This is a genomic window from Pseudomonas sp. LB3P25 (assembly GCF_054897985.1).
Map to the genome: position 1 here is coordinate 3046204 of NZ_CM142711.1, position 24963 is coordinate 3071166.

Consider the following 24963-nt stretch of genomic DNA (forward strand, 5'->3'; position numbering starts at 1 on the left):
GTAGGGAGGTCAACGGTCCAATTGATCGTAGACGATGTTTCACCGACTTCGAGTGTTTGCCCGCTTAAAGCGGCATCTGGTTCTACTTTTGTGGCGAGGGCGCTTGTCGGAACGCCGCACCGTTCCGTTCGGCTGCGCAGCCGTCGTGATTGCAAAATGTGGGTTATACCTGACAGTTGTGGTCTCAGGTTTTGGGGCTGCTGCGCAGCCCATCAGCATCATGAGGAACGTATTTCATGAAAAGCACCGGTCCTAGTCCTGTCATCACCATCGCAGAGCAGCCAGGCACCCTGTTGGTGAAGTTTCACGGTATTCAAGTGGCTGCATCTACACGGGCGCTGGTGCTGCTCGAGGCCAATTATCCTCCGGTGTACTACGTTCCATGGGAGGACATCGCCGAACAATATTTTGCCCGCACCGACCACACGACCTATTGCCCGTACAAGGGCGACGCCACGTATTACAGTCTGCAAATCCCGGGGCATGAGGGGGCTAACGCGGTGTGGCGCTATGAAGACCCCAAAGTGTCGGTCGATCAGATTCGCGGCTACGTGGCGTTCTATCCCGATCAAGTCACGTTTGAGATTCTCAAAAACGTCGAGTGATGGTCGCTTTCCAGGCATCAACGAAAACGCCGCGCATTGGCGCGGCGTTCAAGGACAGGTGTTCAACTCATCTAACAGCATTCACCAGCGTGGATTCATCAATCTGACCAATCGAGGTCACCCCGGTCAAGGTCATGGCGACGCGCATTTCCTTGGCGAAGATATCCAGCATATTTTCCACCCCGCGCTGACCATCGGCGGCCAGTGCATAGGCCATGGAACGCCCCAGCAATACGCCTTTTGCTCCCAACGCCAACATCCGTACGACATCAAGCCCCGAGCGGATTCCCGAGTCGACCAGCACCGTCAGATCATTGCCGATGGCTTGCATGATGGGCGGCAGTGCCTTGGTGGTGGAGAGCACGCCGTCCAGCTGCCTCCCGCCGTGGTTCGACACGACAATGCCATCCGCGCCAAAGCTGACCGCGTCTCTGGCATCCTGAGGATCGAGAATGCCTTTGATGATCATCGGGCCTTTCCAGAACTCACGAATCCACTCCAGATCGCTCCAGCTGATCGAAGGGTCGAAGTTATTGGCCAACCAGCCCATGTAGTCTTCGAGCGTGACGGCTTTGCCAAGGTACTTCGAGATATTGCCCAGGTCGTGTGGACGCCCCATGACACCGACGTTGAATGCCCAGTCGGGTTTGGTCATGGCCTGAAGCATTCGCCGCGACGCGGCAAAAGGGCCTGACATGCCCGAGTGTGCGTCCCTGTATCGGGCGCCGGGCGTGGGCATGTCCACGGTAAACACCAGGTTTCTCACACCGGCGGCCTTCGCACGCTCCAGTGCATTTTTCATGAAGCCTCGGTCTTTCAACACATACAGTTGAAACCAGATGGATTGTTCGGTTTGTGCCGAGACCTCTTCGATCGAACACACCGATACCGTTGATAGGCACAGTGGAATGCCTTTATTTTCCGCCGCTTTTACAGCCTGCACTTCACCACGGCGGGCGAACATGCCCGTCAGGCCTACCGGCGCCAATATGATTGGCATGGAAAGTGGTTGATCGAAGAGGGTGGTTTCAAGGCTCAGGGTTTCGACGTTTTTCAGAATGCGCTGACGAAGGCTGATGCCCGTCAGATCCGCGCTATTGGCCCTCAGCGTATGCTCTGCATAAGCCCCGCCATCAATGTAATCAAACAAAAAACGCGGGAGTTTGCGACGTGCTGCCTCGCGATAGTCAGATGCGGATGAAATGATCATGGTGCCTCGGTCTGTGGAATGGCGGGGCTGCCGATGTCGTCGAGCTTAACTTGTGGCGAGGGAGCTTGCTCCCGCTGGGTGGCGAAGCCACCCCAATCCAGCCAACTCGATTGTTCTGACACACCGAGGCGGCTGGATTGGGCCTGCTGCCCAGGCCAGCGGGAGCAAGCTCCCTCGCCACAGGGGATTGTGGTGAGCTCAGTTTTTATCCAGGTCCACGCTCCTGGTCTCACGCAAACAGATCATCCCGACGACCAGGCTCACCCCGGTAATCACCACCGGGTACCACAGCCCATAGAAGATGTCCCCGGTGTACACCACCAAGGCAAACGACACCGTTGGCAGGAAACCGCCGAACCAACCGTTACCAATGTGGTACGGCAGGGACATCGAGGTGTAGCGGATGCGGGTCGGGAACAGTTCGACCATCAGCGCTGCCAGCGGGCCGTAGCACATGGCGGAAATGATGATCAGCGCGACGATCAGCGCCACGATCATCGGTTTGTTGATCAACTGGATGTCGGCTTTTGATGGATACCCAGCCAGCGTCACGGCGCCTCGCAGGGCCGCTTCATCGTAACCATCGAGTTTCACCTCACCGACGCTCACCTGCACGCCACTGCCGGCCGGTGCAGCTTCGCTGTTGTAGGGAAGGCCCTGTTTCACCAGGAAGGTTTTGACCTTGTCGCAAGGGCTGTCAAATTTCGCCTTGCCCACCGGGTCGAACTGGAAGGTGCAGGTGGCCGGGTCAGCCAGCACGGTGATCGGTGCCTGACGGCTGGCCTGGTCGATGGCCGGGTTGGCGTAGTGGGCGATGGACTTGAAGATCGGGAAGTACAGTGCAGTCGCCAGCAGCAGGCCGATCATCAGCACCGGTTTGCGCCCGACCTTGTCCGACAACCAGCCAAAAAAGATAAAGAACGGTGCGCCGATAATCACGCTAACGATCAGCAGATTGTTGGCCAGCGCCGGGTCCATTTTCAGGAACTGGGTGAGGAAGAACAGCACGTAGAACTGCGCCGCGTAGAAGGTCACGGCTTGCCCGGCGTTGATGCTGAACAGGGCGATCAGTACGACTTTCAGGTTTTCCCATTTGCCGAAGGAATCGCGCAGCGGCGACTTGCAGAGCTTGCCTTCCTCTTTCATTTTCACGAACGCAGGCGACTCGTGCAGGCTCATGCGAATCCAGGTCGAGATGCCCAGCAGAATGATCGAAAACAGGAACGGAATCCGCCAGCCCCAGACTTCAAACTGGTCACCGGTGAAGTAGCGGCAACCGAGCACCACCAGCAGCGACAGCAGCAAGCCGAGGGTCGCGGTGGACTGAATCCAGCTGGTGTGGAAACCGCGTTTACCCATCGGTGCGTGTTCCGCGACATAGGTCGCAGCGCCGCCGTATTCACCGCCCAGCGCCAAGCCTTGAAGCATGCGCAGCAGCACGAGGATGATCGGCGCGGCAATGCCGATACTCGCGTAGGTCGGTAGCAACCCGACGCAGAAGGTCGCCAGGCCCATGAGGATGATGGTCGCAAGGAAGGTGTATTTACGCCCGATCATGTCCCCCAACCGGCCGAACACCAAGGCGCCGAACGGCCGCACGATGAAGCCGGCGGCGAAGGCCATCAGCGCAAAGATGAACGCCGTAGTGTCGTTGACCCCGGCGAAAAACTGTTTGCTGATCACCGCCGCGAGGGCGCCATAGAGGAAAAAGTCGTACCACTCGAAGACCGTCCCGAGCGACGAGGCGAAGATGACTTTCTGCGTCTCGCGGCTGGTGCCCGCGCTGCGTACGGCTTCCAGAGGCTGAACATGTTCTGACATATCGGTATCCCTCACAGTGATTGTTTTTTTTGTTCCACTGGTGTTGCGTAGTCCTTGTAGCGGTATTTCAACGTCCGTAAATCTAGTACGACCCCTTGTAGGAGCGAGCCTGCTCGCGAAGGCGTCGTATCAGTGCACATCAATGTTGATGGTCTACCGCTTTCGCGAGCAGGCTCGCTCCCACACGGGGAGTGATTGCAGGGGTGGTAAGCATCAGTTGTGCTGCCTTTTCGGCAATCATCAGCGTAGGCGAACAGGTGTTGCCCGAGGTGATGCGCGGCATGATCGAGGCGTCGGCGATGCGCAGGCCGGGGATGCCGTGAACACGCAGGTCGGCATCGACCACTGCGTCCGCGTCGTTACCCATGCGACAGGTGCCGACTGGATGGAAGATGGTGGTGCCGATGCGGGCGGCGGCTTCGTGCAATTGTTCTTCGCTCTGCAAGCTGTCACCGGGCAAGTACTCGACCGGTTTGAACGCTTGCAGGGCCGGTGCGGCGACGATGCGCCGGGTCAGGCGAATGGCATCCGCTGCCACCCGCAAGTCCTCCGGATGGCTCAAGTAATTGGGCTGAATCAGCGGTGCTTCCTTAGGATCGGTGGAGCGAATCTCGATGCGACCACGGCTTTGCGGACGCAGATCGCACACCGACGCCGTGAAGGCGGGGAAGGCATGCAGCGGCTCACCGAAACGCTCCAGCGACAGCGGTTGAACGTGGTACTCGAGATTCGCCGACGTCTGCTCCGGTCCTGAGCGGGCGAAGGCCCCGAGTTGGCTCGGCGCCATGGACAGCGGGCCGCTGCGGTCATACAGGTAGCGCAGGCCCATGCCCATTTTTCCCCACAGGCTGCCGGCAATTTGATTCAGCGTGCGGGCGTTTTCCAGTTTGTAGATCAGGCGCAGTTGCAGGTGATCCTGCAGATTGCCCCCCACGCCGGGCAGTTCATGGGCAACGCCAATCCCCAATCGTTGCAGCAGCGGGCGAGGGCCGATCCCGGAACGTTGCAGGATGCTCGGTGAGCCGACGGAACCGGCGCACAGCACGATCTCCTTGCGCGCTTTAAAGGTTTTCGCCTGACCCTGCCAACGCGTGCTGACTGCTGACGCACGGCCGTTTTCCAGCAGCACGCGATCCACTTCGACGTCGGTCAGCACGGTGAGATTGGGGCGGTTGCGGATCGGTTTGAGAAACGCCTTGGCCGCGTTCCAGCGAATCCCGGCCTTCTGGTTGACCTGGAAGTAGCCGCAGCCTTCGTTGTCGCCCTGGTTGAAGTCATCGATGCTGGCGATGCCGCTTTGCTCGGCGGCGCTGCGGAAGGCATCCAGAATCGGCCACGACAGACGCTGGCGTTCGATTCGCCATTCACCGGCGGCGCCGTGAAACTCCGAGTCGCCGGCAAAGTGGTTTTCGCTCTTTTTGAACAATGGCAGGACGTCTTGCCAGCTCCAGCCGGGATTGCCCTGAGCCGCCCAGCCGTCATAGTCGCCGGCCTGGCCGCGCATGTAGATCATGCCGTTGATCGAGGAACAGCCGCCGAGCACCTTGCCACGCGGGTAACTCAGGGCGCGGCCTTGCAGGCCGGGTTGCGCTTCGGTCTTGAAGCACCAGTCGGTGCGCGGATTGCCGATGCAGAACAGGTAACCCACGGGGATGTGAATCCACGCATAGTTATCGCGGCCGCCGGCTTCGAGCAGCAACACGCGATGTTGCGGGTCGGCCGACAACCGATTGGCCAGCAAACAACCGGCCGGGCCGGCCCCGACCACGATGTAGTCGTATTCATCCAGGGAAGTCTGCATCCGTGACCTCATGTTGTTGTTCTTGTTGTCGGTCATCCTAGTTGTTAGCTTTCGTCAAAAGAATGTTAGTTTTTGCGCAGCCGCTGTGCGTTTTTAAACAGCGCCTCAAACAGCGTAGACACAAGGACGATTCATGTTCGACTGGAATGACCTGCGGTTTTTTCTCGAGTTGCAGCGTAGCGGGCGTCTGCTCACCGCTGCCCGCCGTTTGAACACCACCCACGCCACCGTGGCCCGGCATATCGAGGCCATCGAAAAGAGCCTGGGCACTGCTCTGTTTGTCCAGCATGCGCAGGGATATGAACTGACGCCGGCAGGCGAAGCACTGCTCAAACACGCCGAAGCCATGGAAAACGTCGCGCTGCTGGCGCAGGAAGAAATCACTCAGTCCACGGCACCGCTGGGCAAGATCCGCGTCGGCGTGACCGAAGGGTTGGGCATCATGTTCCTCGCCAGCCGCATGAACGGCCTGTTCGAACGTTATCCGGGGCTGGAAGTGGAACTGGTGGCGGTGCCGCGTTTCGTCAGCATCCTCAACCGCGAAGCCGAGATCAGCATCCACCTGGAGCGCCCGGCCGCCGACATGCTGGTCACGCGCAAACTGACTGACTATCGATTGGCGCTGTACGCCAGCCAGGACTACCTCGACCGTTCGCCACCACTGCGCAGCCGCGAAGACCTCGGTCGTCACGCGTGGATTGGCTACGTCGACGACTTGCTGTTCAGCCAGGAACTGATGTTCCTCAATAGCTTCTGCCGCAATCCCCAAGTGGTCTTCCACAGCACCAGCGTCATCGCCCAGCAACAAGCCGCGCGTTCCGGGCTGGGGATCGCAGTGCTGCCGTGTTACATGGCCAGCGCTGATCCAGACCTTGTGCCGTTGTTGCCGGATGAGAGCATCCAGCGCAGCTACTGGATCAGTACGCGGCGGGAGTTGCACAAATCGGTGCGGCTGCGGGTGTTGTGGGATTACGTGGTGGAGTTGTGTGAGCGCGAACAGGCGTTGTTGCTGGGATAGCGTTTGGCAGCCCAATCCATCGTCACAGGTTCAGTGACTCATTTTTTCTTGATGTTTGGACGACTTCAACGGATGCAATACATGAAAAAGGCTGTTGTTTTACTGGTGCTCACGGCCCTCATTGCAGGATGCCAAACCACCCCGCCCAGTCCTCAGGACGACTTTCAAGCCGGCCTCCGTTGCAGGCTTCTTATGGATAAAAAACCCATCACCCCGGAGCAGGTCGAAAACATCCGCGAATCCAGCGAGAGCGGCAACCTCCTGTGCAAACTCGTGCTCGGCTTTCTGTATGAAACTGGCCATGGCGTGCCGCAGGATGTACATAAAGCCAAGACCCTCTATCAGTCCGTGGCCGTCGGGAAGGCAGCAGGCTATGAGCAACTCGCTCGCATGGCGGAAGAGGGCATCGGCCAGGCGCCCAACTTTGTTGAGGCCAGGCAGTTTTATCAGTTGGCCGTCACCGCACCCGGAAATCTGCGCAGTGAGGCCAAGTTGGCCCAGTTCATGGAGGACGGCAGAGGTGGTCCGCAGGATCTCAAAGGGGCGCTGGCGCATTACCTGAACGCTGCCAAGTACGTCGACGATGCTCCATGGCAAGGCGTACAACGGCTACGCGACGAAGGCTCGACCCTGACGGCCGAACAGGAAAAGCACTACAACGAAATATGGGTCGCTAGCCTCGATAGCAGCCTCACCAGAAAGGCACTGGACGTTCAGCAAGCCCTGGCGACGCAGATCAAGTCAGGCGCTGCCGGCAAACCGGTCACGCTACAACTGGTAGGCAGCCCTGGTTCGGTTGTGCCTCAAATCTCAGTGCTGGAAAGCTCGGGGAATAGCGCCATTGACCAAGCGGTGTTGAAAGCCATGAGCGACTACCGATTCTTCGACGAGCCAATATTGCCAGCAGGTCAGAAGACTTGGCAGGCGACTGTCAGCGTCGAGACAGAGTTGAAATGACAGGCTCCAGAGAACACGGCTGAGCCGGCCGCAATGACGAGCGGGTCGCGTGAGGGCCGAGCAGGGTGGTTGTCGGGATAACGCTTGGCGTCCACTCTATGGCATGACGACAAGGAGCGTTATCCGACACTCCGTCGCGATAAAGGGAGCTTGCAGCATGACCGACGATACAAAAACGAAAGGCCCGGCGTCGTACTTCCCGTCAATCGAGAAAAAATACGGGCAGCCAATCAGCCACTGGCTGGATCTGCTCGGAACAGTGAGCGCAAAGAAGCACATGGAAATGGTGGCCTGGCTGAAGACTGAGCATGGTATGGGGCATGGCCATGCCAATGCTTTGGTTGCGCATTATTTAGCGAGCGCTAAAACGTGAGCCACCTGTAAACGGCTTGCAACGTGGCATGGCAATGACACGGATGCTGGATGTGCCGCCGTCTTCGTCGGAACGCCGCCCGGAGCAAGCTCGCTCCCACATTTGTTCGGTGTCGTTCGCGAGAGTTGTGGTCGATACAGGCGCTTGTGGGAGCGAGCTTGCTCCGGGCGGCGTTCCGACGATGGTGTCAGATCTGGCACACCGCATTCAGGTGAGGGTTTTTCGCTCGATTTTTGATGCGGATAAACATGTTTCTGGGCGCGCGTTTAAAGACACTCGGTGTTACGTCCTAACGGCTACAGCGCCTTGCGTCGTTACCTACACGTGCGCCAGAATCCGCCGGCTTGTGCGTCTAGGGGGCCGTCGGTAACTTAATTCCTGTCACTGCTCATCAGTGATCGGGTCTGCAAGCCCGCCGGAATACCAGTCGCATAGCCCTGCCAAAGGACGCTCGTTTATGTCCGCGAAATGGCGGCTTTGTGCGGGAGACCTTCGGTCTGCCGGGTTCCTGGTTTCCCGGTCTTGCAGACCCGCACATAGCTGCCACCCATCATCTGCAAGTGATGCTGGTAGCTCCTAGTGAACAATCAGGAGTTTCATCATGATCAAACCAACACCCAATCCACCGGAAACCGATCCGGCATCCCCGTACGAACCCGATTCAAAGAAGCTCAACGAGGCCGCCGAACGGGCACTCGACTTCCACTTCCCCTCGAATGCCGATATCAAAGCCACCGCGCGTACACCCAGCACCCTGTTTTCCGTGGCCCCAGAGGCTACGACCGAAACCCTGATGGTTTTTTTGGTCGAAACGCTTGCCTCGGTCGATGTGATGGTCCGTCAGTTGGTGGATCATCTGGAAGGTGGGTCGCGCTACGCACTGCTGGGCATTTCAAACAGCATCATGGTGGCGGAAATCACTGCGAATCGGGTTCTGGATCATATTGATACGCCTTAACAGGTGTTGCCTTAAAAGATCGTCCGAACGCGGCCCGAACCTTCGGCAGCTCCTACAGGGGATCGTGTAAACCTGTAGGAGCTGCCGAAGGTTCGGGCCGCGTTCGGACGATCTTTTGGGGCCGCTTCGCAGCCCAGCGGGAGCAAGCTCCCTCGCCACAGATTGTTTAGCGGCCTTTTGCCCTTGATGGGCGTGGCCTGCCGCTAGGGGAGGATTTCGAATGCGGTACTGGCCAGGCGCTCGCCGTTCACCAGAATGTGCACGGCGTGCTGACCGGCGTAATGCCGGCGGGTGGTGAGTTCCTTGATCTGCTGGCTACGGGCGATGGATTCGGTCGCCTTGCCAGGAAGTGTCAGCGCCTTGAGCTTGAACACTTTCGCCGACGTGCTGCCGTTAGCTTTCACGTAATCGATTGCGTAGTCGATCACCAGTCGTTGACTGTCCTGGACCGTGGATTTCACGGCGAAGGACAGGGTGATTTTTTCCCCCAGGCGAATCACTGCCGGTTGCACCTGCGCACCGATGATCTCGACCTCAGGCTTGCCGCCTGCGCCAATGATCGCCAACGCGCGTTGGTTACCTTGTTTGATCAGGCTGCGCAGGGCGTGTTTGGTGATCCATGCGGTGTGTTTGTTGTCCAGCGACCAGCCTTCGATCAGGTCCAGCACCCATTCGGGATGATCCTTGGTGACGTCGTTGAGGTGGTTGGCCACGGACTTGCGCACGTAGAGGCTGTCGTCAGCCTTGAGGTTGTCGAGGATCGAAGCCGCCAATGTTGGGTCAGCCTGAATCTGTTCCAGTCGAAACGACCATGGCAGGCGCGGTCGGCTGCCTTCGCTGGCCAGGCGGCGGACGTGTTCGTTTTCGTCCAGGGACCAATCGTGCATGACCGCCAGTGAGCGTTCGATGTCGCTGCGCAGGAAATAGCGGATCGCGAACTCCGATGAACCGAACGCGGTGAAGTATTTCAGCGCGTCCATGGACTGCTCGAAGGCATGTCCGCCATACGTCGCGACGTAATGCGGTAATGAAATGCTGACGAAGCCGCTGTTCAGCCGCGGAGCGAGGGCGCGCAGCACCTCAAGTGTCTCTTCATAACTCAACGGCAGCACCGCGTGCAGGCACTCGCTGACCCGGGCCATTCGCTGCATTTTTGATAAATCGGCTAGCCCGTCGTTGGCCTGCTTCAGGAAGGCCTTGGCGTTGAACGCGGGGTAGACCGCGGTCATCTCGGTGGCGATGTGCTGGAGGCGGTCGGCGTTGAAGATTTCTTTCAGGGCGGGGGCGGGTTGGTTGGTGTTGGTCATGGGATGGGTTTGCTCGAATGATTGTGTGTCAGTTAGATCCATCCCCTCACCCCAGCCCTCTCCCACGGGGGAGAGGGGGAAAGGGAGCCGATCTCCATTGCTTTCAAATCTTGAGTTCGACTCGATATCTCAGGTCGATGTAGCTCTTAAGAACCACTCGGTCAGTCCCCTCGCCCCCTGGGGAGAGGGTTAGGGTGAGGGGGGGCTCTCAAGCCTTACCCGATTCCTGCTCCTCCAACTGATCCGACTCAAACAGCCTCGCCAGTTCCGCCCGGGCTTCCTGCGCGGTCTGCAATACCTTCGCCGCATCGTCATAAATCGCATGCTGGGCTTCCAGCACCTGCTCGTCGTGATGCTTGAAACGCTTGATCCGCGCATCGGCCTGGGCCTGGGTCAGCCCCAGGCCGACCAACGTGCGCCGGCTCATTTCCAGACTCGAATAATAGGTTTCCCGAATGGCCTCGGCGCCAAGGTCCACCAGGCGATGCACATGCTGACGGTTACGCGCCCGGGCGATGATTTTGATGTGCGGATAGAGTTTGTGCACGATTTCGGCGGTCTTGATGTTGGTGTCCGGGTCGTCGGTGGCAATGACAAAGTATTCCGCCTGCTCGACCTTGGCTGCGCTGAGGATCTCCGGGCGCATCGGGTCGCCGTAGAACACCGGCACACCGCCGAAGCTGCGCGACAGTTCGATGGTTTCCACCGAGGTGTCGAGGGCGACGAACTTGATGTTTTGCGCGCGCAAAATCCGCGCGACGATCTGCCCCATACGGCCCATGCCGGCGATCACCACGCGCGGTGTGTCGGTATCAATCTCGCGGAATTTCTCCGGCACCACCACCGGTTGAACCCTGGGGCTGACCAGTCGCGCGCACACCAGCAACAGCAGCGGTGTCACCGCCATCGACAAGGTGATGGTCAGCACCAGCAAGTCGTACAGGCGCGGCTCGAACAGCCCCTGGTCGCGGCCGATCTTGAACACCACAAACGCAAATTCACCACCGGCCGCGAGCACGATGCCGAGGCGAATGGCACTGACCTTGCCCAAGCCACCCGCCAGCCGACCGACGACAAACAGCAGCGGCAATTTGATTGCGATCAGCAATAGCGTCAGCCCCAGCACCGTGATCGGCGCGCTCAGAAGCAGACTCAGATTGGCGCCCATGCCGACACTGATGAAAAACAGCCCCAGCAGCAATCCCTTGAACGGTTCGATTTGCGCTTCCAGTTCGTGACGGTATTCGGAGTCCGCCAGCAGCAACCCGGCGAGGAACGCCCCCAGCGCCATGGACACGCCGACCAGGTCCATCAGCCACGCCGTGCCAATCACCACCAGCAACGCGGTGGCGGTGGAGACTTCCGGCAAACCGGTCTTGGCCACTACCCGGAACACCGGTCGCAGCAGATACCGCCCACCGATCACCACCACCGCGATGCTGCCCAGCACGCGCAAGCCGTGATTGAGGCCTTCGCCAGCGCTGCTGGTGTGATCGCCGCCCGCCAATAATGGCACCATGGCGATCAACGGGATGGCGGCGATGTCCTGGAACAACAGAATCGCGAACGCCAATCGCCCGTGGGGGCTGGTCAGTTCCTTGCGTTCGGCCAGGCTTTGCAAACCGAACGCGGTGGACGATAGCGCCAGGCCCAAGCCCAACACGATCGCGCTGTTCAACGGCTGGCCAAAGACGACCAACGCCAGCACACCAATCACCGAGCCCGTCAGCAACACCTGCGCCAGGCCGACGCCGAACACCGATTTGCGCATCACCCACAAACGTCGTGGCGACAGTTCAAGACCAATGATGAACAGCAGCAACACCACCCCGAGTTCGGAAATGTGGCTGACGCTTTGCGGATTGCCGATCAGGCCCAGCACCGACGGCCCGATGATCACCCCGGCAAACAGATAACCCAGCACTGCCCCCAGTTGCAGGCGCTTGGCCAAGGGAACGGTGAGCACCGCCGCGAACAGAAACACGACAGCGGCTTGCAACAGGTTGCCTTCATGGGGCATGACAAAAACTCCATTAACTCGGTACGGCGGGGGCGACAAGGATAAAGGGTGATGCTTCATGCGTCAGCCTGAACATAAAGTCTTGTTGACTGACACACCGCCATCGCGAGCAGGCTCGCTCCCACAATGGATCTGCGGTGGACACAGTATCTCTGCACGCCACGAACAAATGTGGGAGCGAGCCTGCTCGCGAAGGCGGCCTTGCAGGCGACATAGATTTGCATTAATTGGTTACATTCATAGGATAAGCTGATCAATCTGCCCCGTTCCTGAGTACACACCATGGCCATCAACTTCGACCTTAACGACTTGCAAGCCTTTCGCGCCGTGGTGGAGCAGGGCAGCTTTCGCAAGGCGGCCGACACGGTGCGCATTTCCCAGCCGGCGCTGAGCCGGCGTATCGAAAAGCTTGAAGACGCCCTCGGTGTGAGGTTGTTCGAGCGCACCACACGCAAGGTCAGCCTGACCCAGGCCGGACGCGGTTTTATGCCGAGTGTCGAGCGTCTGCTGGACGACCTGGACGTGGCGCTACTGGGCATCAGCGAAGTCGCCTCGACCCGCCTCGGTCATGTCACCGTGGCCTGCGTGCCTTCAGCGGCTTACTACTTCATGCCGCGAGTGATCGCCCATTACCACCGGCAGTTTCCACGGATCAAGGTCAAGGTCCTCGACTCCAGCGCCCACGAAGTGCTCAGTGCGGTGGTCAACGGCGAGGCGGATTTCGGCCTGAGTTTCATGGGCACCCTGGAGGCGGAAGTGGAGTTCGAGCCGCTGGTACAGGAAGGTTATGTGGTGGCGTGCCGGCGCGATCATCCGTTGGCCGGGCGCAGCAGCGTGACGTGGGATGAGTTTTATCAGCAGGATTACATCTCGCTGGACAAGACCTCGGGCAATCGCTTTCTGCTGGATCAAGCGCTCACGGGCATCGTGCCGCAGCGGCCGAGCATCTGCGAAACCCGGCATGTGACGACGATGATTGGTTTGGTCGAAGCGGGGTTGGGCGTGGCAGCGGTGCCGTTGATGGCGATGCCGGCGGCGGATCACCCGATCCTGACACGGGTGCCGCTGACCGATCCGCAGGTGATGCGCAGTGTCGGTTTGATCAAGCGCCGGGGTCGTACCTTGACCCCGGCGGCACTGGAGCTGGAACGGTTGGTGGTGGAAATGAAAGTTCAGGTCAGCGACTGACCGAGTCCAGCCCGGTGGCTTTCACATCCGGTTGAGCGGCGGAGGAGGCCAGGTAATCCAGCAATGCCCTGGCTTCGGCCGGGTGTTGCGCGCCCACCGGAATACCGGCAGCAAAACGCGTCACCGACTGCACCGACTCTGGAATCTTCGCCACAAAACTCACGCCCGGCACCGGCAGCAACTCGCTGACCTGCTGAAAGCCCAGTTGATAGTCACCGGTGGCAACCACAGAGCCCACCGGGATTTTCGGAACCATCGTCGACTTGGGTTTGAGCTGGTCTTCGATACCCAGCCGTTTGAACAGTTGTTCCTCGATGTACACGCCACTGGCGCTGTCGGAATAGGCCACGGACTTCGCGTCGAGCAAGGTCTTTTTCAGGCCGTCGACAGAGCTGATGTCCGGCTTCGGCGCGCCTTCGCGCACCACCAGACCGATTCGCGAGTCAGCCAGCTCGACCCGTGAAGCAGGGTCGACTTTGCCTTGCTTGATCAGGTCATCGAGGGCGTAACCGACCATGATCACCACGTCGGCTTTTTCACCGCGAGCCAGGCGATTGGGGATCGCTTCCGGCGCCTTGCCCATCGAAGGGCCGAGGGCGGTGTCCAACGTGTTGCCGGTGGAAGCGGCGAATTTCGGGCCGAGGATTTTATAGGCGGCGGTGAAACCACCGGAGGTCATCACGCGGATCTCTTCGGCCTGGGCGACGGTGCTCAGACCGAGGCTGACCAGCAAAGTCAGGGCAGCAAAACTGAATAGCTTCTTCATGGTCATGTGCTCTCAAAGGGTTCAGGACATCGCCGGTTGCAAGCGACCGGTCGAACGGCGATAGAGATACAGCGTCGCGCACAATGCACAGAACGCGGCAAAACTCATCCAGTAGCCGGGCGCAGCCTTGTCGCCGGTGTACTGGATCAGGAAAGTCGATATCGCCGGGGTGAAACCACCGAACACCGCCGTGGCCAGGCTATAAGCCAGGGAGAAACCGGCAACCCGAACTTCAACCGGCATGATTTCCGTCAGCGCGGCAATCATCGCGCCGTTGTACAAACCGTAAATGAACGACAACCACAGCAGCACCAACAGCATGTTGATAAAGCTCGGTGCCTGCACCAGATACGTCAGCGCCGGATACGCCGTAGCCAACGTCAGCAGGGCCATGGCGATCAGCACCGGACGACGGCCGATGCGGTCCGACAGCGCACCGCCAATCGGCAGCCAGAAGAAGTTCGAAACGCCCACCAGCAAGGTCACCAGCAGCGCATCAGACGTACTCAGGTGCAGCACGGTCTTGCCGAAGGTCGGCGCGTACACGGTGATCAGGTAGAAGGCAGTGGTGGTCAGGGCGACCATCATCATCCCGGCGAACACGATCACCCAGTTCTGCGCCAACGTGCGGAACACTTCGCCCATGCTCGGGCGGTGTTTGCGGGCGGCGAACGCTTCGGTTTCCTCAAGGTTGCGGCGCAGGAAGAAAATGAACGGCACGATCATGCAGCCGACGAAAAACGGAATCCGCCAGCCCCAGTCGGCAATCATCGTCGGCGCCATCCATTGGTTCAGGCCATAGCCCAGCGCCGCCGCAACAATGATCGCCACTTGCTGGCTGGCCGACTGCCAACTGGTGAAGAAGCCTTTGTTGCCGGGGGTGGCGATCTCCGAGAGATACACCGAGACGCCGCCCATTTCCGCGCCGGCCGAGAAGCCTTGCAGCAAGCGGCCGATCAACACGATGGCCGGAGCGAACAGTCCGATGGTTTCGTAACCGGGCACCAGCACAATCAAAATCGTGCCGCTGGCCATGATCGACAGGGTGACGATCAGCCCTTTGCGCCGGCCCACATCATCGATGTAGGCGCCCAGCACCACCGCGCCCAACGGCCGCATCAGGAAGCCTGCGCCGAACACCGCGAAGGTCATCATCAGCGAGGCGAACTCGCTGCTGGCCGGGAAGAACACGGCAGCGATTTGCGTGGCGTAAAAGCCGAAAAGGAAGAAGTCGAATTGTTCGAGGAAGTTGCCCGAGGTGACCCGGAAAATCGCACTGGCCCGGGAGCGACCGGAAGTCGCGGGCCGTTGGGTTGATGTTGTCATAGACGTGTACTCCACCGCTTTTATGACGTGCACCGCCTGGACGCGGCGCACGGTTCTTATTGGGGCGGATAGTGGAGCAGGGTGATCGATATGTTAATTGCATTGTTGACATGCATTAATGCGTGAAACGGATCAATGCATTCGCGGGCTACGCCATTACAGACTGGCCTCGATATGAGCAAACGCCCGCGCCACATAGTCTTCTTTCTCGCCGACCGGGGCGAAATAGTGCAACACCTCCCGCGCCGTTTCAGTGCCCTTGAGCCGTGCCAGCAACCACGCCGAAAGGTACTGCGCCGACAAACAGCCGCCGGCGGTGGCGATGTTGCCATTGGCGTAGAACGCCTGATTAACGATGTTGGCCCCCGCCGCCTGCACCCACGGTTTGCTGGTGGTGTCGGTGCAGGCGGGTGCCTGGCCGAGCAAGCCGAGTTTGGCCAACAGGAAGGTGCCGGAACATTGGGCCGCCAGCAGTTGCCGCGCTGGATCAAGGCGCAACTGCGCCATGATCGCCGGATCGCTGGCCACTTCGCGCGTCTTCCGGCCACTGCCTACCAGCACTGCATCCGCCTGACAGGCCTCGACCAGGTCGATGTGGGCATCGATGGTCAAACCGTTCATGGATGTGACCCGCGGCGTTGGCGAAGCAATGCTCACGCGCCACTCCTTGTCGCCGAGCAGGGAAACCCGGCTGAGCATGCCGAAGGCGATCAGGGAGTCCAGTTCGTTGAAACCGTCAAAGGTCAGAATGGCGATGTGCATGGCGAATTCCGATGGTTTTTTTCGCAGCCTACGCTGACGCTGCGCCAAGTCCCCCGTACAGTTCGGCACAGAATTGTCGCAACAGTAATGAATGATTTATCGCGAGCGCAGTCGGAGTTCGGTACCACGACATCACTGGAGGATCACCCCATGAACAGCAAAACCCTCATCGCCGCCCTGGCCCTGGCTGCAGGCGTTGCCGGTATCAGCCCGATCGTTCAAGCGGATGACCCACCGCAAAAAACCGTCCAGCCCGGGGTCAACAACACCCGGGAGTTAGTGGTCGGCGACCGCGCCCCGGACGTTTACCAGCGCAGCGAAAAGGCCTTGAGCAACTGGAAGCAGAAAGGCTTGAAAGCGCCGAAGGCTCAGGCGCAGTGGGTGCAGATCAACGACAAGTACATGATGGTGATGATTACTAACGGGACGATTGTGGATATCACGCCGGTGGAGCGTTAGGCCGCAAGCAACATTTGGCCATTGAAGGCTGATTGAAATCGTCAGCGGTTCCGGTAAAGCTCGGCGGCGATTTCATTGGCTGGATGTCAGGAGCGACTCGTTGGAAAAGAAACCCCTCTACCGCAAGGTCAATACCCGCACTTGGGGTGTCTGGCGTAACGAAATTACCGGGCATTACCGGCATCAGCGCAATACCAAGATTGAAATCCAAAACGATGCGCCACGGGGTTCGATGCATGGAACTCGTCGGCACGGATTCGACTACACACCGCTGTTCCGGTTTTTGCTGTCCCGCGTCGGTAGGCAGTGGGATGAAGTGTTCAGCGAAGCGGTGGCCCGCCTCGATCGGCCTGAACCGGTGTTCTGGATGGTGGCTCTGCATGAAAACGAAAGGAAGGAGCAGGTGTGTCTGGGAGAGTCGAGCTACTTCAGTGGCTTGTATGTCGATGATCAAGGGTGTCTGCGGATCGTCAATCCTGAGCTGGCAGCCGAACGCATGACGCCTTACTGCCATTGCTGCACCCACACCTTTAACGGCATTCCTTTCGGTCAGCACAAGGACTGAACGGGTCAATCGACCCGGCTATGGATCATCGTTTGCTCGCCCAACCGATACTGATTATTCCCACTGCGCTTCGCCTCATACATCGCCAGGTCCGCAATATGAATCAGCCGGTCCATGCTCGGCGCATGGTCGGGGAACACCGCGACCCCCAGGTTGGTGCCGATGTGCCGTTGATCATTGCCGATAGTCACCGGTGGCGACAGTTCGACGAAGATTTTCTGGCAGATGGTGCGGGCTTCGTCTTGCAGGCTGTTGCCCTGGGGCAGGCCTTGAAGGATGACTACAAATTCGTCGCCACCGATCCGGGCGACGGTATCGGTTGAACGCAGGATTTTCTTCAGTCGGGTGGCGGTGGTGATCAGTACCCGGTCGCCGGCGGCATGGCCGTAATGGTCGTTGATTGCCTTGAAACCGTTGAGGTCGACAAACACCAGCGCAACCCTCGTGGCGCTGATGCGCGCCTGTTCCAGCGCCTCGGACAGACGCTCCTCGAGCACCAGGCGATTGGGCAAACCGGTCAGCGGGTCGAAGTGGGCCAGGTGTTGCAGGTAGCTGGCGGAGGCTTTTTCCTCGGTGATGTCGCGCACTACGCCCATCATCTTGATCGTTGCATCGTGGTCGTTCTTGACCACATTGCCGGTTTCCCGAAGCCAGCGGATCGTGCCGTCGGGCCAGACCACCCGGTATTCCTCGTCATGGTTGTCGCCGGTTTCCAGGCAACGCAATTCCCCGGCCCGGACCTTGGCCCGGTCGTCGGGGTGAACACATGAGCAAAACAGGGCGTAGGAGGGCGTTACTTCGTCGATCTTGAAGCCGAACATGCCGTAGATCGCGTCCGACCAGTAGAGCTTGTCGGTGTCGACATCCCAGTCCCACGTGCCGATACGGGCGAAGTACTGGCTGCGCTTGAAGCGTTCGGCGTCGCCATCCTGGTGGATATTTTGGCCATCTGTCAGGCTGGTGACCAGCACGCGATACTCGGCCAACTGCTTTTGCAGCGAGCGCTCGCGACAGATCAACGCGATGATCAGGGCAAGCATCAGTGAGCCGATGGTTGCGCTGGTCCAGACCACATTCATTCAGAAATTGCCGTCATGGCGCGTTGATCCGTACGGGTAAGTGTTGCTTATCTTAGTTCACGGTCACCGTGGTAAACAGGTTTAAACCCTTCGCCAGGCGATCGGAATGGTTGCCAATCGACTGTAAATCTGGGAAAACGGCGCCCATTAGGCCTTTCGGGCAAACGAACACACGAGTGCATGCAATGAATGACGAGCTTCAGGTAATCGACATCCAGGTGGGCGACGGCAAAGCCGCCGTCAAAGGCGCGCTGATCACCACGCAGTACCGTGGCTGGCTGGAAGACGGCACTGAATTCGATTCTTCCTACAGCCGTGGTAAGCCTTTTCAGTGCGTGATCGGCACTAGTCGGGTGATCAAAGGGTGGGATCAGGGGATTATGGGCATGCAGGTTGGTGGCAAGCGCAAGCTGTGGGTGCCTGCGCATTTGGCCTATGGCGAGCGGACGATGGGGGGCATTCCCCCCCATTCGAATTTGATTTTCGAGATTGAATTGCTGGAAGTACTGACGCGGGATGAGTGATTGTTGACTTGGGTTTGAAAGTCAAAAGATCGCAATGTGCGATCTTTTGATGTTGATTTGGCAAGTTGATTGAACGCCTCGATATCATCAAGTGTGTCTGCCGTATTTACTCCCGCACCCCTATGAAGAGGTCCAGTTCAGTTGGTAACTGCTCATTGAGAGCTATAGCGACTTGTTGGACTTGCTCGCTAGTCAGTAGCCATTCCCCATCCGCGCTTTCATCAAGATTTTTCCAACCTAGAACATCCATTACCGCGACTTCAAACTCAGGTCGAACTGTAAGATCGTATTTTAAGGAGTCGTCCTCGTCACTATCTTTTAAAAATCCACTAATCCATAAAAACATAAATAGCCTCTTAATTTACTTCTCGGTGGTTCTGCCGGTTTTTGCGGGGTCTATCTGTTCACCTGTTTCGTGGTTGAACTCGCCAAGATGCTTACCTTGCTTGTCATAGATCTCTATTGCGCCTGTCTTGCTGTCCCATTCATATATTCGCCCCTTCCGGTCTTTCCACCGACTGCGCTTACCCCCGCCGCCCTGAACACTGCTTTTTGATTTAACAGGAAGGGCATCAGGGAATGCAGGTAATGCCTGCGGTGGCCTGTGGTACTTTATATCACCATTACCAGCAGGTCTTGAAACCACAACATATAGCGGCTGCACACCGGAATCAGCCGGGAAAACAAGGATGAAGTCCTTGTATTCTGGGGGGTAAATCGGATTGACGCTGATGTTATCTGCCTGTTCAGTAGGCGGATAAATCAAGATTTGCGGGGCTTGCGGGGCACCCTCTAGTGGAGGAATACCTGAAGTGCTGGACGGATCAACCGCTGGCGTCCATATCAGTGTTACGTTACCACCAAAATCAGCCACTTGCTGAGAGCCTTGTGCAACGAACTGCACTACAGGAATCATTTCCCAGTCGCGGCGCTTCTGGGTGTTGTACCCGTACCCTTTCAAGGTGCCATCGGCTTGTTGCTCGACGTGTAGTCGAAGACGTGTACGACCTAGCTTGAGCGATTTGAGTTGTTCGTCCGTGTACAGGCTGCTGTCACCGAGACTCGACGGCCACAACAGTGCAACCACTCCCACCAATGCACCAGTAACAACACTAGCCGTCACTATGCCCGCACCACTTGCAGCCCCCGTTGCAGCAGTCCCGGTACCAGCAGGACTGGCCTCGCCTAAGAGAAGCGTTCCCAGTGCAGCAGGCAACGCGCTGCCACTGATTTTTTTGAGAGGGATGTTCCCTGCTGCATCCCTTTCGCGGCCTCCCAGCAGGGAGAATTTTCCATAGTCGGCCAGCTTCTCAACGGGAACAAACCCCGCTACGTTGTCGTGATTGATTACGCCGTCTGGGAGGTTACAGCTTTTGGTGAATACACACCCCATGGAACTGGGACGGTTCTGCGGTTGAGGCTTGCTGATAAAACGGTCTTCATACGTCTGTTGTCGAGCCAGCATGTCGTCGTAGGATTTTTGTCTGGCGTCTCGCTCTGCTAATTCGGTGGCGGTCATGTAGCGGCTGGTTATGTGGTGTCCGTCCCCTGACGGTGGGTTTTGCACCCGTGGTATGTCTTTATTGCGAGCCATGAGCGTCCTTTCAAGTTCCAGCGTGAGGCTGGGGCAACGGGACATTACAGGGGGGCTCCAACGCTGGCTGTAGGACATGTCCTAATTGCCATGTTCCAGTTTCCTGTGTCTATGTCATTGCCGAAATACCTGGGGTCAGGGGATTATGGGCATGCAGGTCGGCGGCAAACGCAAGCTGTGGGTGCCCGCGCATTTGGCCTATGGCGAGCGGACGATGGGTGCGATCACGCCGAATTCGAACCTGATCTTTGAGATTGAATTGCTGGAAGTGCTGACACGTGATGATTGATTGGCGTATGAGCTGACATGACAAAAACCGCCCTATCTGCTCGCAGAGAGGGCGGTTTTTTTTGGAACATTGATCAAGTCACTACGCCACGGTGATTCAGGTGAATGCGTCGATGTCGTCAAGGGTGTCCATAACAACTCCTTCCAATGAGGGGAACTTCGTGGCTCATTGATGGATCCTGGTAGAGAAGGCCCACTTTTTTACTCCTGGAACGTTGCCCTTGTTATCGACTTTTTTAGCTTTAATCAGAGCGTTTTTCATATCTTGGTGAAAACTCAGGATTGCATCCTATGGCTGTAGGACGGGTCTGAAACTCGTCCTGTTGGTACAAATGCACGTGTTTCTCTCAATAGGAAAATCAATCGAGAGAAGTGAATGGCAGGAAGTACTGCCCCGCGACGATTGACCGCTAGGGCTGAAAGGTCTCCCGGTAGGCATACAGACCCGGTGTTCCGCCGGTCATCACGAACAACACGTTGTCCCCGGAACGGAAGCGTCCTTGCCTGAGATCGGCCAACAGGCCCGCGAACGCTTTGCCGGAGTACACCGGGTCGATCAACAGGCCTTCGGCGCGAGCCATCAGGCGCACCGCTTCCTGCATGGCGGGTGTCGGCAGACCGTAGCCGTCGCCCAACTGACTGCCGTCAATGGCAATTTCTTCAGCCTTCACAACGGCGTTGCTGCCCAGCAGCGCCAATGCGTCTTGGGTCAATTGTCGGGTTCTGGTTGCCGACGTGTCTTGATCGGACAAAACCGAATAGGACTTGACGATCGAGGTGCCTCGGCCCAGCAACTGGAAGCCCGCCGCGAGCCCGGCGTGGGTGCCGGCGCTGCCGTTGGGCACCACGACCTGATTGAAGGTGAGGCCAAGTTCCGTCTCCTGCTGTGCGATCTCCGCTGCGCAGCGCGCATAACCGAGACTGCCAAGAGGCGTTGAGCCACCGGTGGGAATCACCAGCACGTTGCGCCCTGATTCCCGAAGTTGCGCGGCCCGTCTCTCGGCCTCGGCGAGTGAGTCGCTGCCCCCGGCAAGCACCTGTAGGTGTGCGCCGAACAACTGGTCGAGCAGAACGTTACCGTTGAGTTCGTAATCCACATCGTTTTTAGGAACCGAGCGGGTCAGGATCAGTTCGCAGGCAAAGCCCAGACGGGCACATACCGCAGCGGTCAGGCGCGCGTGGTTGGACTGAATGCCGCCCACGGTAATCACCGTGTCGACCCCAGCCTGCTGCGCCGCGCCGATATGGAATTCGAGTTTGCGCAATTTGTTGCCGCCACCGCCAACCAGCATGTGATCATCGCGCTTGAGAAACAGGCCGATTCCCTGCGACTTCAAGCCCAGCAGTTGTTCGAGGCGATCGGCGCGCTGAATGGGCGTGGGGCCTTGCAGAAGGTCTGCCCGCGCAAAAGAACTCAGTGACGTGTCCAGTAAGGTTTGCATCAATGGAGCCTCGTTGTTCACTTTAATAAAGTGACTCTATGGAGAAAGCCCTTCGTGATAAACGCATTGCCGGTTATTACTCCTTTAACCTGATGTACTTAATCAAGCTTTTAGTTTCCTCCCTTCACAAGGCATGGTCATGAGCAAACTCAGGCAAATGGAAGTTTTCGTCGCCGTGGTCGAGGCGGGCAGCTTCGCCGATGCGGCCAGTGAAATCGGCATGTCGGCGGTCATGGTTGGACGGCATATCCAGAGCCTGGAGAAAACCCTCAACACCCAACTCATTCAACGCACTACCCGGCGGCAATCCATCACCGGGGAGGGGCGGTTGTTTTATGAAGAGGCCAAGCGGGCACTGGAACAGGTGAAGTACGCATTCAGTCGGGTGGAGGCGTCGAGCCCCGAGCCCAGCGGTCTGTTGCGAATCACCGCGCCGATGACCCTCGGCGTGGCATTGGTCGGTCCTCTGGTGTCGGAGTTCATGCAGCATTATCCGCAGATCCAGGTCGAACTGATTCTGAGCAACGAAGTGGTGGACCTGTACGAGACGTCATTCGATCTGGCGTTCAGGATCTCCGAACTGATCGGCGTCAATCTGCTGGCCAAGCCACTGCCACCGTATCGAATGGTGATCTGCGCATCGCCCCGGTATCTGGGAAAATGGCAGGAACCTCAGTCCCCCGAAGACCTGCACCGACACAGAATCCTCACCCACACGTCCTGGAACAACCGGTTTGCCTGGCCTTTGAAAAACGGTGCCAGCGAGGTTCCCTGGCCTGAAGGGGCGGTGTTGAAAAGCAATGACGGCCAGGTACTGCTGCAGGCGGCCGTGGCTGGTGAAGGGATATTGATGCAGCCCGATTTCCTGGTGTCGGCTGCTTTGGCCAAAGGCGAACTCGTGCGGATCCTGGACGCCTATGCTCCGCCGCCCAAGCCGGTGCAGATGGTGTATCCACGCTCGCGTAAATCACTGCCCAAGTTGAAAGCTTTTATCGATTTTGTTGTGCAGCGACTGGCGTGATCGTTGCGAATACGGATTTTTCAGGAAGGTTTCGATAGGCTACGTTGCATCAAAAACCAACGCCTTTGTGTGGGAGGGCGCGTGTCGCCAATCAACGAATATGCAGCTGTTGTTCAACTGCTGGACGAGGCTTACCGGCGCTGGACCGGCCAACGCCTGCCAGCCCCTGAATCGCTGACCGGACCTGAGCGCTTGCACTGGTTGCACGCGCACGCGCCTTACAGCCTGTTGGCCCACGGCACCGAAGCCGATCCATGCTTCTTCTACGCCAATGAACAGACGCTGGCCTGTTTCGAATACCCTCGTTCGCAGTTCCTCGGCATGCCGTCACGGTTCAGCGCTTCGCCACTGGACCGAGCCATGCGCCAGTCGTTGCTGGAGCAGGTCACGGCCAACGGGATTGCTCATGGCTACAGCGGTTATCGGGTGGACAAGGACGGCAATGCCTTCATGATTCATGAAGGCAAAGTCTGGACGCTGATCGATCAGCATGGCGAACATCGGGGGCAGGCGGCGCTGTTCTGGCCGGATGCGGAGCGTGTTGGTCGGGTTGATTGATTTCGATGTGGCCTGCTGGGCATTTAGGAAATGAAGCATCGTTTGTCAGGCCGCCTTCGTCGGATCGCCGCCCGGAGCAAGCTCGCTCCCACAGGGGATTCTTGTCTATCACGAATACTGTGTGCGACACCCATCAACTGTGGGAGCGAGCTTGCTCCGGGCGGCGTTCCGACGATGAACGATGACGCGGTCGTTGAAGAGCGGAATGCGGCCGTTGAGGGAAGGGCGGTAGTGCCATTCCAATTGGTCTAGCGCGGGTTTCATTGCCAGAATCTCCCTCAACGTGGCGCTGGCAATGCTCAGGGCCAATGTCTGTCCCGGGCATTGATGACGCCCCGCCCCAAAGGTGAAGCTGCGCCGGTCTGGACGATCCAGAAGAAAAGCGTCTGGATGGTCATTGAACTGCGGATCACGATTAGCCGAAGCCAGCAGCACCAGAATCACGTCGCCGGGGTTCAGGCTAGCCCCCTCGATATCACAAGGCGCAGCGACAAACCGGCGGGTGTTCTGCACCGAGGGATCGAAGCGCTGAACTTCAGCAATCAAGTTGTCAACGGGTGTCGATTCGCTGTGCAACGAGGGGTTGCGAATCAACGCCAACAGCGCAATGCCGATCAGCCCGGCGGTGGCTTCATAGGTCTGTGAGAACAGGCCGATCAGATTGGCGATCAACATTTCGGAATCGCTAGAGGTTGCCGCGAAGCGCTCGCGGATCCCGGCGAGCAGGGCGTTCTGTTTGCTCAGGTCATCCAGCAGCTCAACGAAATAGCCGCTCAATTGTTCCGCCGCAACGTGTGCCGCATCCAGTTGCGCTTGATCGCTAAGGGGCGACAGGCACGCGACGAAGTCCCCGGTCAGCTCACTGATAGCCCGACCTTGAGCCGGAGAGAACCCCAGCAATGCAGCCACCACGCAAACCGGCCCGCGGAACATCGCCTTGTATAACCCCTCGGCGCCTGGAGTGATCAGGCGAGCGCCGACCAGGGCATTGACTTCAGCGACATCAATCAACGCCAACCCTGGTTGCATCGCCGACCTCGGGCAGCGCTGCCGGTCGCCCTCATTCATCCGCATCAACTGACCAAAGACCTTGCCGGCCAACCCTTCAACAATCGCCTTGGGCACCGGCTCGTGGGACGGCCGGACATGACAGTCAGGATGAGCCAGCACGGCCGCAACGGCGCGGGCGCTACTCGCCACCCACACTTTCAGTTCTTCGTGAAAAAACAGCCCACCCTCGGCACGCAGTTGTGCGTAATAGGGATAAGGGTCGGCGTGAGTCGCAGCGATGATCGGGTCCATGGGTCGCAGCCTTGTTCGT

24 protein-coding genes and 1 pseudogene are annotated in these 24963 nt (G+C 58.5%); 12 read left to right on the forward strand and 13 right to left on the reverse strand.

Features of this window, described 5'->3' with window-relative positions; genetic code table 11:
* The first annotated feature begins 236 nt into the window (after positions 1-236).
* Positions 237-605: a DUF427 domain-containing protein gene (locus ACYZTW_RS13830; RefSeq protein WP_462005336.1), complete on the forward strand. Its 369-nt coding sequence runs from the start codon at positions 237-239 to the stop codon at positions 603-605.
* Between the two features lie 67 nt (positions 606-672).
* Here ACYZTW_RS13830 and lldD read toward each other — a convergent pair whose 3' ends face one another.
* The 3 genes from lldD to ACYZTW_RS13845 form a co-directional block, all read right to left on the reverse strand.
* Positions 673-1815 carry an FMN-dependent L-lactate dehydrogenase LldD gene (lldD, locus tag ACYZTW_RS13835; RefSeq protein WP_462005337.1) on the reverse strand — a complete coding sequence of 381 codons (1143 nt, stop codon included), beginning with the start codon at positions 1813-1815 and terminating at the stop codon, positions 673-675.
* A 198-nt stretch (positions 1816-2013) separates the two neighbouring features.
* A complete protein-coding gene (locus ACYZTW_RS13840) occupies positions 2014-3636 on the reverse strand; it encodes an MFS transporter (protein WP_462005338.1) in 1623 nt (540 codons plus the stop codon).
* Positions 3637-3775: 139 nt separating this feature from the next.
* Positions 3776-5437 (reverse strand): GMC family oxidoreductase, encoded by a 1662-nt coding sequence (locus tag ACYZTW_RS13845; RefSeq protein ID WP_462005339.1) that lies wholly within the window; start codon positions 5435-5437, stop codon positions 3776-3778.
* A 133-nt stretch (positions 5438-5570) separates the two neighbouring features.
* On the opposite strand from ACYZTW_RS13845, the gene ACYZTW_RS13850 reads away from it, so the two are divergent.
* From ACYZTW_RS13850 to ACYZTW_RS13865, 4 genes are all read left to right on the forward strand, one after another.
* Positions 5571-6455: a LysR family transcriptional regulator gene (locus tag ACYZTW_RS13850; RefSeq protein ID WP_462005340.1), complete on the forward strand. Its 885-nt coding sequence runs from the start codon at positions 5571-5573 to the stop codon at positions 6453-6455.
* Positions 6456-6536: 81 nt separating this feature from the next.
* Complete coding sequence (locus tag ACYZTW_RS13855; RefSeq protein WP_462005341.1) at positions 6537-7412, forward strand: tetratricopeptide repeat protein; 876 nt, start codon at positions 6537-6539, stop codon at positions 7410-7412.
* A 157-nt stretch (positions 7413-7569) separates the two neighbouring features.
* The gene (locus ACYZTW_RS13860; protein WP_140679290.1) at positions 7570-7785 is read left to right on the forward strand and encodes a DUF4287 domain-containing protein; all 216 of its coding nucleotides are present in this window, start codon (positions 7570-7572) and stop codon (positions 7783-7785) included.
* A 601-nt stretch (positions 7786-8386) separates the two neighbouring features.
* A complete protein-coding gene (locus ACYZTW_RS13865) occupies positions 8387-8743 on the forward strand; it encodes a DUF6124 family protein (protein ID WP_462005342.1) in 357 nt (118 codons plus the stop codon).
* Between the two features lie 203 nt (positions 8744-8946).
* Here the strand turns inward: ACYZTW_RS13865 and ACYZTW_RS13870 are convergent, their stop codons facing one another.
* A complete protein-coding gene (locus ACYZTW_RS13870; RefSeq protein WP_462005343.1) occupies positions 8947-10050 on the reverse strand; it encodes a DNA alkylation repair protein in 1104 nt (367 codons plus the stop codon).
* Between the two features lie 208 nt (positions 10051-10258).
* On the reverse strand, positions 10259-12070 hold the full coding sequence (locus tag ACYZTW_RS13875; RefSeq protein ID WP_462005344.1) for a monovalent cation:proton antiporter-2 (CPA2) family protein: 1812 nt from the start codon (positions 12068-12070) through the stop codon (positions 10259-10261).
* 282 nt (positions 12071-12352) lie between these two features.
* Between ACYZTW_RS13875 and ACYZTW_RS13880 the strand changes: the two genes are divergently transcribed.
* Entirely contained in the window at positions 12353-13258 is a 906-nt protein-coding gene (locus ACYZTW_RS13880; protein ID WP_129444896.1) for a LysR family transcriptional regulator, read from the forward strand.
* Here the strand turns inward: ACYZTW_RS13880 and ACYZTW_RS13885 are convergent.
* The 3 genes from ACYZTW_RS13885 to ACYZTW_RS13895 form a co-directional block, all read right to left on the reverse strand.
* Complete coding sequence (locus ACYZTW_RS13885; RefSeq protein ID WP_462005345.1) at positions 13248-14024, reverse strand: substrate-binding domain-containing protein; 777 nt, start codon at positions 14022-14024, stop codon at positions 13248-13250. The genes ACYZTW_RS13880 and ACYZTW_RS13885 overlap by 11 nt on opposite strands.
* 21 nt (positions 14025-14045) lie before the next feature.
* A complete protein-coding gene (gene tcuC, locus ACYZTW_RS13890) occupies positions 14046-15350 on the reverse strand; it encodes a tricarballylate/proton symporter TcuC (RefSeq protein WP_462005346.1) in 1305 nt (434 codons plus the stop codon).
* 156 nt (positions 15351-15506) lie between these two features.
* Positions 15507-16112, reverse strand: coding sequence for a DJ-1/PfpI family protein (locus tag ACYZTW_RS13895; RefSeq protein ID WP_462005347.1), 606 nt, complete (start codon positions 16110-16112; stop codon positions 15507-15509).
* Positions 16113-16262: 150 nt separating this feature from the next.
* Between ACYZTW_RS13895 and ACYZTW_RS13900 the strand changes: the two genes are divergently transcribed.
* Both ACYZTW_RS13900 and ACYZTW_RS13905 read left to right on the forward strand, forming a co-directional pair.
* A complete protein-coding gene (locus ACYZTW_RS13900; RefSeq protein WP_462005348.1) occupies positions 16263-16571 on the forward strand; it encodes an RcnB family protein in 309 nt (102 codons plus the stop codon).
* 100 nt (positions 16572-16671) lie between these two features.
* On the forward strand, positions 16672-17136 hold the full coding sequence (locus tag ACYZTW_RS13905; RefSeq protein ID WP_462005349.1) for a hypothetical protein: 465 nt from the start codon (positions 16672-16674) through the stop codon (positions 17134-17136).
* Between the two features lie 5 nt (positions 17137-17141).
* Here the strand turns inward: ACYZTW_RS13905 and ACYZTW_RS13910 are convergent, their stop codons facing one another.
* Positions 17142-18215 carry a diguanylate cyclase domain-containing protein gene (locus tag ACYZTW_RS13910; RefSeq protein WP_462005350.1) on the reverse strand — a complete coding sequence of 358 codons (1074 nt, stop codon included), beginning with the start codon at positions 18213-18215 and terminating at the stop codon, positions 17142-17144.
* Positions 18216-18400: 185 nt separating this feature from the next.
* On the opposite strand from ACYZTW_RS13910, the gene ACYZTW_RS13915 reads away from it, so the two are divergent.
* Complete coding sequence (locus ACYZTW_RS13915; protein ID WP_462005351.1) at positions 18401-18739, forward strand: FKBP-type peptidyl-prolyl cis-trans isomerase; 339 nt, start codon at positions 18401-18403, stop codon at positions 18737-18739.
* A gap of 106 nt (positions 18740-18845) precedes the next feature.
* On the opposite strand, the gene ACYZTW_RS13920 is transcribed toward ACYZTW_RS13915, so the two are convergent.
* Positions 18846-19085 (reverse strand): pyocin S6 family toxin immunity protein, encoded by a 240-nt coding sequence (locus ACYZTW_RS13920; protein ID WP_462005352.1) that lies wholly within the window; start codon positions 19083-19085, stop codon positions 18846-18848.
* Between the two features lie 15 nt (positions 19086-19100).
* Positions 19101-20333 (reverse strand): colicin E3/pyocin S6 family cytotoxin, encoded by a 1233-nt coding sequence (locus ACYZTW_RS13925; RefSeq protein WP_462005353.1) that lies wholly within the window; start codon positions 20331-20333, stop codon positions 19101-19103.
* A gap of 130 nt (positions 20334-20463) precedes the next feature.
* Here ACYZTW_RS13925 and ACYZTW_RS13930 point away from each other — a divergent pair.
* Positions 20464-20622: pseudogene (locus ACYZTW_RS13930) on the forward strand (FKBP-type peptidyl-prolyl cis-trans isomerase); the annotation flags it as partial.
* Positions 20623-21031: 409 nt separating this feature from the next.
* Here ACYZTW_RS13930 and ACYZTW_RS13935 read toward each other — a convergent pair.
* Entirely contained in the window at positions 21032-22063 is a 1032-nt protein-coding gene (locus ACYZTW_RS13935; protein ID WP_462005354.1) for a D-cysteine desulfhydrase family protein, read from the reverse strand.
* Positions 22064-22202: 139 nt separating this feature from the next.
* Between ACYZTW_RS13935 and ACYZTW_RS13940 the strand changes: the two genes are divergently transcribed.
* Together ACYZTW_RS13940 and ACYZTW_RS13945 are read left to right on the forward strand one after the other, a co-directional pair.
* Positions 22203-23084: a LysR substrate-binding domain-containing protein gene (locus ACYZTW_RS13940; protein ID WP_462005355.1), complete on the forward strand. Its 882-nt coding sequence runs from the start codon at positions 22203-22205 to the stop codon at positions 23082-23084.
* Between the two features lie 81 nt (positions 23085-23165).
* Entirely contained in the window at positions 23166-23642 is a 477-nt protein-coding gene (locus ACYZTW_RS13945) for an MEKHLA domain-containing protein (RefSeq protein ID WP_462005356.1), read from the forward strand.
* Positions 23643-23750: 108 nt separating this feature from the next.
* Here ACYZTW_RS13945 and ACYZTW_RS13950 read toward each other — a convergent pair whose 3' ends face one another.
* Positions 23751-24944 carry a cytochrome P450 gene (locus ACYZTW_RS13950; protein ID WP_462005357.1) on the reverse strand — a complete coding sequence of 398 codons (1194 nt, stop codon included), beginning with the start codon at positions 24942-24944 and terminating at the stop codon, positions 23751-23753.
* Positions 24945-24963: the final 19 nt, after the last annotated feature.

Bases quoted from the DNA above. Each gene is read 5' to 3' on its own strand.
- ACYZTW_RS13830 (WP_462005336.1), top strand. From the start codon at position 237: ATGAAAAGCACCGGTCCTAGTCCTGTCATCACCATCGCAGAGCAGCCA.
- lldD (WP_462005337.1), bottom strand. From the start codon at position 1,815: ATGATCATTTCATCCGCATCTGACTATCGCGAGGCAGCACGTCGCAAA.
- ACYZTW_RS13840 (WP_462005338.1), bottom strand. From the start codon at position 3,636: ATGTCAGAACATGTTCAGCCTCTGGAAGCCGTACGCAGCGCGGGCACC.
- ACYZTW_RS13845 (WP_462005339.1), bottom strand. From the start codon at position 5,437: ATGCAGACTTCCCTGGATGAATACGACTACATCGTGGTCGGGGCCGGC.
- ACYZTW_RS13850 (WP_462005340.1), top strand. From the start codon at position 5,571: ATGTTCGACTGGAATGACCTGCGGTTTTTTCTCGAGTTGCAGCGTAGC.
- ACYZTW_RS13855 (WP_462005341.1), top strand. From the start codon at position 6,537: ATGAAAAAGGCTGTTGTTTTACTGGTGCTCACGGCCCTCATTGCAGGA.
- ACYZTW_RS13860 (WP_140679290.1), top strand. From the start codon at position 7,570: ATGACCGACGATACAAAAACGAAAGGCCCGGCGTCGTACTTCCCGTCA.
- ACYZTW_RS13865 (WP_462005342.1), top strand. From the start codon at position 8,387: ATGATCAAACCAACACCCAATCCACCGGAAACCGATCCGGCATCCCCG.
- ACYZTW_RS13870 (WP_462005343.1), bottom strand. From the start codon at position 10,050: ATGACCAACACCAACCAACCCGCCCCCGCCCTGAAAGAAATCTTCAAC.
- ACYZTW_RS13875 (WP_462005344.1), bottom strand. From the start codon at position 12,070: ATGCCCCATGAAGGCAACCTGTTGCAAGCCGCTGTCGTGTTTCTGTTC.
- ACYZTW_RS13880 (WP_129444896.1), top strand. From the start codon at position 12,353: ATGGCCATCAACTTCGACCTTAACGACTTGCAAGCCTTTCGCGCCGTG.
- ACYZTW_RS13885 (WP_462005345.1), bottom strand. From the start codon at position 14,024: ATGAAGAAGCTATTCAGTTTTGCTGCCCTGACTTTGCTGGTCAGCCTC.
- tcuC (WP_462005346.1), bottom strand. From the start codon at position 15,350: ATGACAACATCAACCCAACGGCCCGCGACTTCCGGTCGCTCCCGGGCC.
- ACYZTW_RS13895 (WP_462005347.1), bottom strand. From the start codon at position 16,112: ATGCACATCGCCATTCTGACCTTTGACGGTTTCAACGAACTGGACTCC.
- ACYZTW_RS13900 (WP_462005348.1), top strand. From the start codon at position 16,263: ATGAACAGCAAAACCCTCATCGCCGCCCTGGCCCTGGCTGCAGGCGTT.
- ACYZTW_RS13910 (WP_462005350.1), bottom strand. From the start codon at position 18,215: ATGAATGTGGTCTGGACCAGCGCAACCATCGGCTCACTGATGCTTGCC.
- ACYZTW_RS13915 (WP_462005351.1), top strand. From the start codon at position 18,401: ATGAATGACGAGCTTCAGGTAATCGACATCCAGGTGGGCGACGGCAAA.
- ACYZTW_RS13920 (WP_462005352.1), bottom strand. From the start codon at position 19,085: ATGTTTTTATGGATTAGTGGATTTTTAAAAGATAGTGACGAGGACGAC.
- ACYZTW_RS13925 (WP_462005353.1), bottom strand. From the start codon at position 20,333: ATGGCTCGCAATAAAGACATACCACGGGTGCAAAACCCACCGTCAGGG.
- ACYZTW_RS13935 (WP_462005354.1), bottom strand. From the start codon at position 22,063: ATGCAAACCTTACTGGACACGTCACTGAGTTCTTTTGCGCGGGCAGAC.
- ACYZTW_RS13940 (WP_462005355.1), top strand. From the start codon at position 22,203: ATGAGCAAACTCAGGCAAATGGAAGTTTTCGTCGCCGTGGTCGAGGCG.
- ACYZTW_RS13950 (WP_462005357.1), bottom strand. From the start codon at position 24,944: ATGGACCCGATCATCGCTGCGACTCACGCCGACCCTTATCCCTATTAC.